General features: G+C 59.7%; 20 protein-coding genes. 18 read left to right on the top strand and 2 right to left on the bottom strand.

Annotated elements, in window-relative coordinates; genetic code table 11:
* Nucleotides 1-84 (top strand): 4Fe-4S dicluster domain-containing protein (locus AC1Q5W_RS15595; protein WP_422554908.1); only part of this gene is annotated, 84 nt, incomplete at its 5' end.
* A 104-nt stretch (nt 85-188) separates the two neighbouring features.
* On the opposite strand, the gene AC1Q5W_RS15590 is transcribed toward AC1Q5W_RS15595, so the two are convergent.
* Nucleotides 189-2,414, bottom strand: coding sequence for a malate synthase G (locus tag AC1Q5W_RS15590; protein WP_492644262.1), 2,226 nt, complete (start codon nt 2,412-2,414; stop codon nt 189-191).
* A gap of 181 nt (nt 2,415-2,595) precedes the next feature.
* Here AC1Q5W_RS15590 and AC1Q5W_RS15585 point away from each other — a divergent pair, with 181 nt between their 5' ends.
* Nucleotides 2,596-3,780, top strand: coding sequence for a CaiB/BaiF CoA transferase family protein (locus AC1Q5W_RS15585; RefSeq protein WP_492644261.1), 1,185 nt, complete (start codon nt 2,596-2,598; stop codon nt 3,778-3,780).
* 51 nt (nt 3,781-3,831) lie between these two features.
* Nucleotides 3,832-4,752 carry a LysR family transcriptional regulator gene (locus AC1Q5W_RS15580; protein WP_492644260.1) on the top strand — a complete coding sequence of 307 codons (921 nt, stop codon included), beginning with the start codon at nt 3,832-3,834 and terminating at the stop codon, nt 4,750-4,752.
* 9 nt (nt 4,753-4,761) lie between these two features.
* Here AC1Q5W_RS15580 and proC read toward each other — a convergent pair whose 3' ends face one another.
* Nucleotides 4,762-5,586: a pyrroline-5-carboxylate reductase gene (gene proC / locus AC1Q5W_RS15575; protein WP_492644259.1), complete on the bottom strand. Its 825-nt coding sequence runs from the start codon at nt 5,584-5,586 to the stop codon at nt 4,762-4,764.
* A 302-nt stretch (nt 5,587-5,888) separates the two neighbouring features.
* Here proC and rplN point away from each other — a divergent pair, with 302 nt between their 5' ends.
* The 15 genes from rplN to rpsK all read left to right on the top strand — a co-directional run bounded on the left by rplN (nt 5,889) and on the right by rpsK (nt 12,529).
* On the top strand, nt 5,889-6,257 hold the full coding sequence (rplN, locus tag AC1Q5W_RS15570; protein WP_007861702.1) for a 50S ribosomal protein L14: 369 nt from the start codon (nt 5,889-5,891) through the stop codon (nt 6,255-6,257).
* Nucleotides 6,258-6,266: 9 nt separating this feature from the next.
* The gene (rplX, locus tag AC1Q5W_RS15565; protein WP_492644258.1) at nt 6,267-6,587 is read left to right on the top strand and encodes a 50S ribosomal protein L24; all 321 of its coding nucleotides are present in this window, start codon (nt 6,267-6,269) and stop codon (nt 6,585-6,587) included.
* Nucleotides 6,588-6,589: 2 nt separating this feature from the next.
* A complete protein-coding gene (rplE, locus tag AC1Q5W_RS15560; RefSeq protein ID WP_492644257.1) occupies nt 6,590-7,129 on the top strand; it encodes a 50S ribosomal protein L5 in 540 nt (179 codons plus the stop codon).
* Nucleotides 7,130-7,137: 8 nt separating this feature from the next.
* Complete coding sequence (gene rpsN / locus AC1Q5W_RS15555) at nt 7,138-7,443, top strand: 30S ribosomal protein S14 (RefSeq protein ID WP_492644256.1); 306 nt, start codon at nt 7,138-7,140, stop codon at nt 7,441-7,443.
* 18 nt (nt 7,444-7,461) lie between these two features.
* Nucleotides 7,462-7,857: a 30S ribosomal protein S8 gene (gene rpsH / locus AC1Q5W_RS15550; protein ID WP_492644255.1), complete on the top strand. Its 396-nt coding sequence runs from the start codon at nt 7,462-7,464 to the stop codon at nt 7,855-7,857.
* Nucleotides 7,858-7,881: 24 nt separating this feature from the next.
* Nucleotides 7,882-8,415: a 50S ribosomal protein L6 gene (gene rplF / locus AC1Q5W_RS15545; RefSeq protein ID WP_492644254.1), complete on the top strand. Its 534-nt coding sequence runs from the start codon at nt 7,882-7,884 to the stop codon at nt 8,413-8,415.
* An 11-nt stretch (nt 8,416-8,426) separates the two neighbouring features.
* A complete protein-coding gene (gene rplR, locus AC1Q5W_RS15540; RefSeq protein ID WP_492644253.1) occupies nt 8,427-8,792 on the top strand; it encodes a 50S ribosomal protein L18 in 366 nt (121 codons plus the stop codon).
* Nucleotides 8,793-8,809: 17 nt separating this feature from the next.
* Nucleotides 8,810-9,334, top strand: coding sequence for a 30S ribosomal protein S5 (gene rpsE / locus AC1Q5W_RS15535; protein ID WP_492644252.1), 525 nt, complete (start codon nt 8,810-8,812; stop codon nt 9,332-9,334).
* Nucleotides 9,335-9,348: 14 nt separating this feature from the next.
* Nucleotides 9,349-9,531 (top strand): 50S ribosomal protein L30, encoded by a 183-nt coding sequence (gene rpmD, locus AC1Q5W_RS15530; RefSeq protein ID WP_492644251.1) that lies wholly within the window; start codon nt 9,349-9,351, stop codon nt 9,529-9,531.
* Between the two features lie 10 nt (nt 9,532-9,541).
* The gene (gene rplO, locus AC1Q5W_RS15525) at nt 9,542-9,973 is read left to right on the top strand and encodes a 50S ribosomal protein L15 (RefSeq protein WP_492644250.1); all 432 of its coding nucleotides are present in this window, start codon (nt 9,542-9,544) and stop codon (nt 9,971-9,973) included.
* A 23-nt stretch (nt 9,974-9,996) separates the two neighbouring features.
* On the top strand, nt 9,997-11,307 hold the full coding sequence (gene secY, locus AC1Q5W_RS15520; protein ID WP_492644249.1) for a preprotein translocase subunit SecY: 1,311 nt from the start codon (nt 9,997-9,999) through the stop codon (nt 11,305-11,307).
* Between the two features lie 14 nt (nt 11,308-11,321).
* The gene (gene infA, locus AC1Q5W_RS15515) at nt 11,322-11,540 is read left to right on the top strand and encodes a translation initiation factor IF-1 (protein ID WP_007869286.1); all 219 of its coding nucleotides are present in this window, start codon (nt 11,322-11,324) and stop codon (nt 11,538-11,540) included.
* A gap of 61 nt (nt 11,541-11,601) precedes the next feature.
* Nucleotides 11,602-11,715, top strand: coding sequence for a 50S ribosomal protein L36 (gene rpmJ, locus AC1Q5W_RS15510; protein WP_012348927.1), 114 nt, complete (start codon nt 11,602-11,604; stop codon nt 11,713-11,715).
* 24 nt (nt 11,716-11,739) lie between these two features.
* Nucleotides 11,740-12,105: a 30S ribosomal protein S13 gene (gene rpsM / locus AC1Q5W_RS15505; RefSeq protein WP_296697827.1), complete on the top strand. Its 366-nt coding sequence runs from the start codon at nt 11,740-11,742 to the stop codon at nt 12,103-12,105.
* Between the two features lie 19 nt (nt 12,106-12,124).
* The gene (rpsK, locus tag AC1Q5W_RS15500) at nt 12,125-12,529 is read left to right on the top strand and encodes a 30S ribosomal protein S11 (RefSeq protein WP_029706489.1); all 405 of its coding nucleotides are present in this window, start codon (nt 12,125-12,127) and stop codon (nt 12,527-12,529) included.
* Nucleotides 12,530-12,531 lie beyond the last annotated feature (2 nt).

Genomic DNA, 12,531 nt, shown 5'->3' with positions numbered 1-12,531 from the left:
ACGTGCGACATCAAGGACCCGACGCAGAATATCGTGTGGGTCACGCCCGAGGGCGGCGGCGGGCCCAACTACGCGGGCATGTGAGGGCCCCGTTTTCATTGCTGGAATTGCAAGCCAAATTGGCCTGTAAACACCGTGTGGATTGCGCAGACTGCTCCTGAATCAGGAGCAGTCTGCGTCCTGCCCGCTTACGCTGCCGCCTTCACCTTCAGACGCCAGGCGTGCAGCAGCGGCTCGGTGTAGCCGCTGGGTTGCGCCAGGCCCTTGAACACCAGATCGGTCGCGGCCTTGTAGGCCATGCTGGTGGCAAAGTTGCCGGCCATTTTCTTGTACAGCTTGTCGCCGGCGTTCTGCTTGTCCACCACGGCGGCCATGCGCTGGAAGGTCTCTTCCACCTGGGCCTTGGTCACCACGCCGTGGTGCAGCCAGTTGGCCATGTGCTGGCTGGAGATGCGCAGCGTGGCGCGGTCTTCCATCAGGCCGATGTTGTTGATGTCAGGCACCTTGGAGCAGCCCACGCCCTGGTCGATCCAGCGCACCACGTAGCCCAGGATGCCCTGGGCGTTGTTGTCCAGCTCGGCCTGCTTCTCGGCAGCGCTCCAGTTGGGCGTGGCGGTGACGGGAACCTGCAGCAGGTTGTTCAGGATGGCGTCGCGTTCCTTGTTGTAGTTGGTCTTTTCCAGTTCCTTCTGCACGTCGCTGACGAGCACCTGGTGGTAGTGCAGGGCGTGCAGCGTGGCGCCGGTGGGATTGGGAACCCAGGCGGTGTTGGCGCCGGCCTTGGGGTGACCGATCTTCTGCTTCATCATCTCAGCCATCAGGTCGGGGGCGGCCCACATGCCCTTGCCGATCTGGGCCTTGCCGCGCAGGCCGCTGGACAGGCCCACCAGCACGTTGTTCTTCTCGTACGCCGCAATCCAGGCGCTGGTCTTCATGTCGCCCTTGCGGATCATGGGGCCGGCCTGCATGGCGGTGTGCATCTCGTCGCCGGTGCGGTCCAGGAAGCCGGTATTGATGAAGGCCACGCGGCTGGAAGCGGCGGCGATACAGGCCTTCAGGTTCACCGAGGTGCGGCGCTCTTCGTCCATGATGCCGAGCTTGACGGTGCTGTCGGGCAGGCCCAGCATCTTCTCGACGCGGGTGAACAGTTCGGCGGCAAAGGCGGCTTCTGCCGGGCCATGCATCTTGGGCTTGACGATGTAGACCGAGCCCTTGCGTGAGTTGCGGATGCCGTCCTGCTTGGTGCGCTTGAGGTCATGCATGGCGATGGTGGTGGTGACCACGGCGTCCAGAATGCCTTCGGGGATTTCCTTCACGCTGCCGTCGGCGGCGGTGTACAGGACGGCCGGGTTGGTCATCAGGTGGCCCACGTTGCGCACGAACATGAGGCTGCGGCCATGCAGGGTGACCTTCTTCTTGCCATCGGGGCCGGTGTACACGCGGTCGGCGTTGAGGCCGCGGGTCAGGGTCTTGCCACCCTTCTCAAAGGACTCGACCAGGGTGCCGTTCAGGATGCCCAGCCAGTTGCTGTAGGCCAGCACCTTGTCGTCGGCATCCACGGCGGCCACGGAGTCTTCCAGATCCAGGATGGTGGACAGGGCTGCTTCGATGACCAGGTCGCTCACGCCGGCGGCATCGCTCTTGCCGATGGGGGTGGCGCGGTTGATGATGATGTCCAGGTGCAGGCCGTTGTGCTGCAGCAGCACGCTGCTGGGGGCCTTGGCCTCGCCCTGGAAGCCGATGAACTGGGCCTTGTCGGCCAGCTTGGAGGTGGTGCCGTCCTTCAGCGTCACGACCAGGTCACCGCCCTTGACGGCGTAGCCTTGCGAGCCGACGTGCGAACCCTTCTTCAGGGGGGCGGTGCGGTCCAGCACGTGGCGTGCGTAGGCAATGACCTGGCGGCCGCGCTTGGGGTTGTAGCCCTTGGGGCCGACTTTTTCGCAGCCTTTTTCTTCGGAAATCACGTCCGTGCCATACAGCGCGTCGTACAGCGAGCCCCAGCGGGCGTTGGCGGCGTTCAGGGCGTAGCGGGCGTTCATGATGGGCACCACCAGCTGGGGGCCGGCCTGCTTGGCCAGCTCGCTGTCCACGTTGGTGGTGGTGATCTTGAGCTTGGAGGGGTTGGGCACCAGGTAGCCAATCTTCTCCAGGAAGGCGCGGTAGGCGGGCATGTTGGCGATGGGGCCGGGGTTGGCCTTGTGCCAGGTATCGAGCTCGGTCTGCAGGCGGTCGCGCTCGGCCAGCAGGGCGGCGTTCTTGGGGGCGAGGTCGGCCACAATCGCATCAAAGCCGGCCCAGAACGTGGCCGGGGTCACGCCAGTGCCTGGCAGCACCTGGTCTTCGATGAAACGGTGCAGAACCGTAGCGACCTGCAGGCGGTGTGCCTGGGTGCGGGGAGTGGATGCTGTGGCCATAGGGAACCTTTCCAATGAACGATGCTGAAAACGGGATAAAAATCGGACGCAAGCCGCGCCCTGCATGCAACGCACACAGGATGGGCCAAGCTACAAGCGTACTGTATTACATACTTTATATAAAACTATATGGAAAAACATCAATCTATTCGTGACTTTTTTACATGTAATGCAGGTCGCCATGGATAAGCCCTCAAACCTGCCCCTGCACGGCATCCGGGTCGTGGAATTCACCCACATGGTCATGGGGCCGACCTGTGGCATGGTGCTGGGCGATCTGGGGGCGGAGGTCATCAAGGTCGAGCCGCTGGCCGGCGACAGCACGCGCAAGCTGCTGGGCAGCGGGGCCGGTTTCTACCCCCTGTTCAACCGCAACAAGAAAAGCATCGCAGTGGACATGAAGAGCGTCCAGGGCCGCGAGGTGGTCCTGAAGCTCATAGCCACCGCCGACGTGGTGAGCGAGAACTTTAAGACCGAGACCATGCAGAAGCTCGGGCTGGACTACGCCACGCTCTCCAAGCTGGACCCACGCCTGATCTACGTGAGCCACAAGGGTTTCCTGCCCGGCCCCTACGACCACCGAACGGCGCTGGATGAGGTGGTGCAGATGATGGGTGGGCTGGCCTACATGACCGGGCGCCTTGGCGACCCGTTGCGGGCCGGCTCCAGCGTGAACGACATCATGGGCGGCATGTTTGGTGCCATCGGCGCCATGGCCGCGCTGATGCAGCGCCAGCAGACCGGCAGAGGGCAGGAGGTGCAGTCGGCCCTGTACGAGAACAATGTGTTCCTGGTGGCCCAGCACATGATGCAGTTCGCCGTGACGGGCCAGGCCGCCGCGCCCATGCCGCAGAAGATTTCGCCCTGGGGCATTTACGATGTGTTCAGTGTCCGCGACGGCGGGCAGATCTTTCTGGCCGTGGTGGGCGACACCCAATGGGGCACGTTTTGCCAGGCCTTTGGCTTTGCCGACTTGCAGCAGGACGTGCGCCTGGCCAGCAACAACGACCGCGTGCGGGCGCGCGACTGGCTGATCCCGTTGCTGCGCGAGCGGCTGGCCTCGCACACGGCCGCGGAACTGGCCTCCGTGTTCGAGGTCCATGGTTTGCCGTTTGCCCCCATCACCGATCCGCAGCACCTGTTTGAGGATCCGCACCTGCGCCAGACCGGCGGCCTGGCGCCCATGACCCTGCCCGATGGCCGGGAAACGGTGGTGCCCCTGTTGCCGCTCACCCTCAATGGCGAGCGGCTAGGCGTGCGCCAGAACCCGCCCCGGCTGGGAGAACACGGCAGCGCGCTGTTGCACAGTCTGGGCTACAGCGCCAAGGCCATAGCCGACCTGCAGGAAGCCGGAATATTGGGGTAATTAGGAGAGTTTTGTCTGTACTTGTGACTTTCATGCGTGTAATCTGCCCGCATGGACAAGCTCAAGCAACTGGAGTCGTTTGTATCGGTGGTCACGCGGGGCAGCCTGACAGCGGCGGCCCACGCCGAGGGCGTGGCGCCCGCCATCATGGGGCGCCGGCTGGACGCCCTGGAAGAGCGCCTGGGCGTCAAGCTCCTGCTGCGGACCACGCGGCGCCTCACCCTGACCCATGAGGGCAGCGCGTTTCTGGAGGATTGCCAGCGCCTGCTGGCGGATCTGGCCAATGCCGAAGCCAGTGTGAGTGCCGGGGGCGTCAAGGCCAGCGGGCACTTGCGCATCACGGCGCCGGCCGGTTTCGGTCGTCGGCTGGTGGCGCCGCTGATCCCCCGGTTCCGCGAACTGCATCCGGAGGTGACCATCTCCCTCAACCTGAGCGACCGGGTGGTGGATATTGCCGGCGAAGGCTATGACTGCGCCGTGCGGGTGGGTGACATGCCGGATTCTTCCCTTGTGAGCGTGCGGCTGGCCGACAACCGGCGCCTGTGCGTGGCGACCCCGGCTTACCTGGCACGCCACGGCACGCCGCAGCATCCCAGTGAGCTGGCACGTTTCCACTGCCTGACTCTCTCCAGCGATGCCTCGCAGACCCGGGGTTGGGCGTTCAACGTCCGCAAAAACCAGGGGGCGGAAGTGGTCCACCTCAAGCCCGCTGGGCCCATGGATTGCTCGGACGGCCAGGTGTTGCACGACTGGTGCCTGGCGGGTTTTGGCATTGCCTGGCGCAGCACCTGGGAGGTGGAGGCGGAAATTGCCGCCGGGGCGCTGGTGCCGGTGCTGGAGGACTTTGCCGCGCCGCCCAATGGCATCTACGCCGTATTTCCGCAGCGCAAGCACCTGCCGTTGCGGGTGCGCCTGTGGATTGACTTCCTCAAAGAACACTACGGCAGGCCCGGTTTCTGGCGCGCATCGTAGCGCCAGGGCTTATTGCGCGCCGAATTCGTCACCCAGTTCGCGGGCGCGCTGCTGCGCCGCCTGCATGGCACGGATGAAGCGGGCCTTCATGTCATCGTGTTCCATGGACGTGATGGCGGCGTAGGTGGTGCCGCCCTTGGACGTGACCCGCTGGCGCAAGATCTCCGGGGGTTCGTCCGACGAGCGGGCCAATTCGCCGGCGCCAATGAAGGTGGCTACGGCCAGCTGGTAGGCCTGTTCCCGGTCCAGGCCCATTTCGGCGCCGGCGGTCGCCATGGCTTCCATGAAATAGAACATGTAGGCGGGGCCCGAACCGGAGAGCGCAGTCACGGCGTCGAGCTGCTCTTCGCCGCGCAGCCACAGGAACTCGCCAGTGGTGCCGATCACGCGTTCGGCCTGGTGGCGACCGGCTTCGTTGACCGCGGGCCGGGCATAGAGGGCCGTGATGCCCTTGCCAATGAGGGCGGGCGTATTGGGCATGGCCCGGATGACGCGTTCGCTGCCCAGCCAGCGGGCGATGCTGTCGGAGCGGATGCCGGCGGCAACACTCAGGTGCAGGGCGTCGGCCGTATAGGCTTTGACCTGCAGAGCCGCCTCGTGAAAGGATTGCGGCTTGACCGCCCACAGCACGAGAGACGCCCGGCTCAAAAAGGGGCCGGCCTCGGGCTGTGCGGCAATGCCAAACTGGGCCGCAAGCCGCTCCCGGGTCTCGGTAAACGGTTCCACGACGTCGATGTGGTCGACCGGGAAGCCCTGTTTGACCAGGCCGCTGATAATGGCACTGGCCATGTTCCCGCCGCCAATGAAGGCAATGCGCTCATTCACGCTCATCATGTAGTCCTCTGTAGTCCGGGGTCCATGCCGTGGCATCCCCGGGGCGCCATTGTCGCAGGGTCGCCAGGCGTGCGCGGGGTGCCCGGGGCAACTATTTGCACAGGCGCCTACAAAAAGTGTTGACGGGGCCTGGAAACGCTGGCATACTAGCGGGCTTCGCTTGTAAAAGTACGAAGTTTCTGCCCAAATGGATGCGATGTGAGTGGTTCATGTCGCAAACAGCGGGCCCAAGACTGACCTGGTGTTGGTATTTGCCGGACTCTCGGCGGGTGCTGCTCCTGGTGCAAGTTGGGAATATTGAAATGATCCAGACTGAATCTCGATTGGAAGTTGCCGACAATACCGGCGCTAAGTCCGTCCTGTGCATCAAGGTGCTGGGTGGTTCTAAGCGTCGCTATGCAAGCGTTGGCGACATCATCAAAGTTAGCATCAAGGAAGCTGCTCCCCGTGGCCGCGTCAAAAAAGGCGAGGTTTACAGCGCGGTTGTGGTTCGCACGGCCAAGGGCATTCGCCGTGGCGACGGTTCCTTGGTGAAGTTCGACGGCAATGCGGCAGTGTTGCTGAATGCCAAGTTGGAGCCTATCGGCACCCGTATCTTTGGACCTGTCACGCGTGAATTGCGTACGGAAAAGTTCATGAAGATCGTGTCCCTGGCCCCTGAAGTTTTGTAAGGACACGCCATGAACAAGATTCGCAAAGGCGACCAAGTCATCGTTATCGCGGGACGCGATAAGGGTAAGCGCGGGACGGTGTCTCTGCGCAAGGACGACTCCCATCTGGTGGTCGATGGTGTCAACTTGGTGAAAAAACACACCAAGCCAAACCCCATGAAGGGTACGACCGGCGGCATCGTTGAAAAGACCATGCCCATTCACCAGTCCAATGTGGCCATTTTCAATGCCGCAACTGGTAAGGCTGATCGTGTTGGTATCAAGGTGCTGGCTGACGGTACGCGCACTCGCGTTTACAAGTCGAGCGGCGAAGAAATCAAGGTGGCATAAGCATGGCTCGTCTGCAACAACACTACCGCGAAAAACTGGCGCCCGAGTTGATGGCCAAGTTTGGCTACACCTCTGCAATGCAGGTTCCGCGCCTCACCAAGATCACCTTGAACATGGGTGTGAGCGAGGCCGTGGCTGACAAAAAGGTCATGGACCACGCTGTGAGCGACCTGACCAAGATTGCTGGCCAGAAGCCTGTCGTCACCCTGTCCAAGAAAGCTATCGCTGGTTTCAAGATTCGCGAGAATCAGGCGATTGGCTGCATGGTTACCCTGCGTGGCGTTCAGATGTACGAATTCCTGGATCGCTTCGTGACCGTGGCCCTGCCCCGTGTGCGTGACTTCCGTGGTATTTCTGGTCGTTCGTTCGATGGTCGTGGCAACTACAACATCGGCGTTAAAGAGCAGATCATTTTCCCTGAGATTGAATATGACAAGGTGGATGCCTTGCGCGGCCTCAATATCAGCATCACCACGACGGCAAAGACCGATGAAGAGTGCAAGGCGCTCCTCGCTGGTTTCCGTTTCCCGTTCAAGAACTGAGGTGACCTGTGGCTAAAATGGCTTTAATCGAGCGCGAGCTCAAGCGCGACAAGTTGGCTGCTAAGTACGCCAAGAAGTACGCTGAACTGAAGGCAATTGCCGGTGACGCCAAGCGCACCGACGAAGAGCGTGCTGCCGCCCGTCTGGGTCTGCAGAAGCTCCCACGCAATGCCAACCCAACCCGCCAACGCAACCGTTGCGCCATTACTGGACGCCCCCGTGGCACGTTCCAGCATTTCGGCCTCGGTCGCGCCAAGATTCGTGAAATGGCCTTTGCAGGGGAAATCCCCGGCATCGTCAAGGCCAGCTGGTAAGCGACAGGAGAACTAAACATGAGCATGAGTGATCCCATCGCTGACTTGTTGACACGCATTCGCAACGCACAAATGGTGGCCAAGACCACCGTGTCTGTGCCTTCTTCCAAAGTGAAGGTTGCCATTGCCCAAGTGTTGAAAGACGAAGGCTATATTGATGGTTTCAAGGTTTCTACGGCCGGCGGCAAGTCCGAGCTGGAAATTGCCTTGAAGTACTACGCTGGCCGCCCGGTCATCGAACGCATTGAGCGCGTGAGCCGTCCTGGCCTGCGCGTCTACCGCGGTAGCGATGCAATTCCCCAGGTCCAGAACGGACTGGGTGTTGCGATCGTGACCACGCCCAAGGGCGTCATGACTGATCGCAAGGCGCGCGCTACCGGTGTCGGTGGCGAAGTCCTGTGCTACGTCGCTTAACACTACATTGAGGAGAAATTAAAAATGTCCCGTGTAGGTAAACTCCCCGTTGCTGTTCCAGCTGGCGTGGATGTGTCGATCAAAGACAATCATATTAGTGTCAAGGGTTCCGGTGGTGCTTTGCAGCTGACAGTGAATGCCCTGGTGAACGTGGTGAGCGAAGCTGGCAAGCTGAGCTTCCAGCCCGCCAATGATTCCCGTGAAGCCGATGCCATGTCCGGCACCATGCGCCAGTTGGTCAACAACATGGTTGTGGGTGTCACCAAGGGTTTCGAGAAGAAGCTCAGCCTGATTGGCGTGGGTTACAAGGCCCAGGCTACGGGTGCCAAGCTGAATCTGGCTGTTGGCTACTCGCATCCGGTCAATATTGACATGCCTGCTGGCATTGCAGTTGCAACGCCAACGCCGACTGAGATCGTGATCAAGGGCGCAGACCGTCAGCGCGTAGGCCAAGTGGCTGCTGAGATTCGTGCCGTTCGTCCGCCAGAGCCCTACAAGGGCAAGGGCATCCGCTACGCGGACGAGAAGATCACAATCAAAGAAACCAAGAAGAAATAAGGAGCTGCAACATGTTGACCAAAAAAGAGCAGCGTCTTCGCAGAGCCCGTCAGACCCGCATCCGGATCGCAAACCAGGGCGTTGCCCGTTTGACGGTAAACCGCACCAACCTGCACATCTACGCCAGTGTTATCTCTGGCGACGGTGGCAAGGTGCTGGCAACCGCATCCACGGCCGAGGCCGAAGTGCGCAAGTCCTTGGGCGGTGCAGGCAAAGGCGGCAATGTCGCTGCTGCCCAAATCATTGGCAAGCGTCTGGCAGAGAAGGCCAAGGCGGTTGGTGTCGAGAAAGTTGCGTTTGATCGTGCAGGTTTTGCGTACCATGGCCGCGTCAAGGCGCTGGCTGATGCGGCACGTGAAGCTGGCTTGCAGTTCTAAGCAGATCGGAAATAAAGATGGCTAAAGTTCAAGCGAAAATGCAGGGTAAGGCTGAAGGGCCTGAGGACGGCCTGCGCGAGAAGATGATCGCGATCAATCGCGTCACCAAAGTGGTTAAGGGCGGCCGTATCCTCGGTTTTGCTGCACTGACCGTGGTGGGTGACGGCGAAGGTCGCATTGGCATGGGCAAGGGCAAATCCAAGGAAGTTCCTGCAGCAGTGCAGAAGGCCATGGAAGAAGCGCGTCGCAACATGATCAAGGTGTCGCTCAAGAATGGTTCCATCCACCACCAGGTGAATGGTCACCACGGTGCCGCCAACGTCATGATGGCTCCTGCTCCCAAGGGTACCGGCATCATTGCTGGCGGTCCTATGCGCGCAGTTTTTGAGGTGGTGGGTATCACCGATATCGTGGCCAAGAGCCATGGTTCGTCCAATCCCTACAACATGGTTCGCGCCACTTTGGATGCGCTGTCGGTGTCTACGACTCCTTCGGAAGTTGCAGCCAAGCGCGGCAAGACCGTTGAAGAGATCTTCGTTTGATCGGAGACTTGCAAATGACTACACAACAAACCGTAAAAATCCAGTTGGTCCGCAGTCCAATTGGTTGCAAGGAATCCCACCGCGCCACCGTGCGTGGCCTGGGTTTGCGCAAACTTCGCAGCACCAGCGAGCTGGTGGACACGCCCGAAGTGCGCGGCATGATTAACAAGATCAGTTACCTGGTCAGAGTGCTCTAAGGAGTTGATGATGGAACTCAATAGCATTAAGCCTGCTGACGGTGCCAAGCACGCCAAGCGTCGCGTTGGTCGCGGTATCGGATCGGGTCTCGGCAAGACCGCGGGCCGTGGCCACAAGGGTCAGAAGTCCCGCGCTGGCGGCTACCACAAGGTTGGTTTTGAAGGCGGTCAGATGCCCATGCATCGCCGTTTGCCCAAGCGCGGCTTCAAGTCGCAGTTGCTGAAATTCAATACCGAAGTCACGCTGACGACGCTGGACGCACTGGGCTTGCCCGAAGTGGATCTGCTGACGCTCAAGCAAGCTGGCATGGTGGGTCAATTGGCCAAGGTTGTGAAGGTCATCAACACCGGAACGATTGCCAAGGCAGTCAAGCTCACCGGTATTGGTGCCACAGCGGGTGCCAAAGCTGCGATTGAAGCGGCCGGTGGTAGCGTCGCCTGATTCACAAGCTGAAAGAGAAACAAGTGGCAACTAACGCAGCACAAATTGCAAAGACGGGGAAGTTCGGTGATTTGCGTCGCCGGCTCGTGTTTTTGTTGCTCGCGCTGGTGGTGTACCGCGTTGGCGCGCACATACCGGTGCCGGGCATTGATCCTGCGCAGTTGCAGCAATTGTTCAAGGGTCAGCAAGGCGGCATCCTGAGCCTGTTCAACATGTTCTCGGGTGGTGCCTTGTCCCGGTTCACGGTCTTTGCGTTGGGGATCATGCCGTATATCTCGGCTTCGATCATCATGCAACTGCTGACCTATGTCTTGCCGACTTTCGAGCAATTGAAGAAGGAAGGCGAGGCAGGGCGGCGCAAGATCACGCAGTACACCCGCTACGGCACGCTGGGGCTGGCATTGTTCCAGTCGCTGGGCATCGCCATGGCGCTGGAATCGTCTGCGGGACTGGTGATTGCCCCCGGTTTTGGCTTCCGGTTGACATCGGTGGTTACGTTGACGGCAGGGACCATGTTCCTGATGTGGCTGGGTGAACAGATTACCGAGCGCGGCTTGGGCAACGGAATTTCGATTCTGATTTTCGGCGGCATTGCTGCCGGACTGCCCACGGCCATTGGCGGTTTGCTGGAGCTGGTGCGCACCGGTGCAATGAGCATTATTGTTGCGTTGCTGGTAGTGGTGCTGGTGGCCCTGGTAACGTATTTTGTGGTGTTCGTGGAACGTGGTCAGCGCAAGATTCTGGTGAACTATGCGCGTCGCCAGGTGGGTAACAAGGTATATGGTGGGCAGTCTTCCCACCTGCCGTTGAAGCTCAACATGGCGGGTGTGATTCCCCCGATCTTCGCGTCGTCGATCATTTTGTTGCCGGCAACGGTTGCCAACTGGTTTAGCTCGGGTGATTCAATGCGCTGGTTGAAGGACATTGCCAGCACGTTGAGCCCCGGCCAGCCGATCTACGTCATGCTGTACGCTGCCGCCATTGTTTTCTTCTGCTTTTTCTACACGGCCCTGGTGTTCAACAGCCGCGAAACAGCAGACAACCTGAAGAAGAGCGGTGCGTTCATTCCTGGCATTCGGCCAGGAGACCAGACGGCAAAGCATATTGATAAAATCCTGCTTCGCCTGACGCTTGCGGGTGCAATCTACATCACGTTCGTGTGTCTGTTGCCCGAGTTCCTGATCTTGAAGTACAACGTGCCGTTTTATTTTGGCGGCACCTCGCTTCTGATCATTGTGGTGGTGACCATGGATTTCATGGCCCAGGTTCAGAATTACATGATGTCGCAGCAGTACGAATCCTTGTTGAAGAAGGCGAACTTTAAAGCTTCTTGAGATAGTGAATACAAATGTCTAAAGACGATGTAATTCAGATGCAGGGAGAAGTGGTTGAAAACCTGCCGAACGCGACTTTTCGTGTGAAGCTGGAAAATGGCCATGTAGTGTTGGGTCATATTTCCGGGAAGATGCGGATGCATTACATCCGGATATTGCCGGGTGACAAGGTTACCGTTGAGCTGACCCCGTATGACCTGAGTCGTGCGCGGATTGTGTTTAGAGCTAAGTAATTGAGCGCAGGTTCCGCGCGATTCAAAGTCGGAACGAGCGAAGAGTTTTAGGAGAGCAAAAATGAAAGTTTCGGCTTCGGTCAAAAAAATTTGCCGTAACTGCAAAATCATCCGTCGCAAGGGTGTTGTTCGTGTGATCTGTACGGATCCGCGCCACAAGCAGCGGCAGGGTTAATTGCAAGAGTTTTAGAGGACGAAAATGGCACGTATCGCTGGCATCAATATTCCGCCGCAACAGCATTCTGAAATTGGCTTGACTGCCATTTTCGGTATCGGTCGCACCCGCGCTCGCAAAATTTGCGAAGCCTGTGGCATTGCTTATTCCAAGAAGGTCAAGGACTTGACCGACGGTGATCTGGAGAAAATCCGTGATCAGATCGCCCAGTTTACAATCGAGGGTGATTTGCGTCGTGAAACGACGATGAACATCAAGCGATTGATGGACATTGGATGCTACCGCGGATTCCGTCACCGCCGCGGCTTGCCGATGCGTGGTCAGCGTACCCGCACGAACGCCCGTACCCGCAAAGGCCCGCGTAAGGCTGCTGCGTCATTGAAGAAATAACAGGGATTGAGAAACCACCATGGCAAAAGCTCCCGCCAATAACGCCGCCCAGCGCGTCCGCAAGAAAGTCCGCAAGAATGTTGCTGACGGCATTGCGCACGTTCATGCTTCGTTCAATAACACCATCATCACCATCACCGACCGCCAGGGCAATGCCTTGTCCTGGGCATCGTCGGGTGGTCAAGGTTTCAAAGGTTCGCGTAAGTCCACTCCGTTTGCAGCCCAGGTTGCCTCCGAAGTTGCCGGTCGCGCTGCCTTGGAACAGGGCATCAAGAACCTCGACGTCGAAATCAAGGGCCCCGGTCCTGGTCGCGAGTCGTCGGTCCGCGCTCTGGCTGCACTGGGCATCCGCATCAACATGATTGCCGATGTCACCCCAGTTCCGCACAACGGTTGCCGTCCGCAAAAACGTCGCCGTATCTAATT

The sequence above is a fragment of the Rhodoferax sp. MLSD5-FHT05B10 genome (assembly GCF_058793415.1).
Note: the sequence above shows the minus strand (reverse complement) of the source record. Positions and strands in the feature narration are given on the sequence as shown.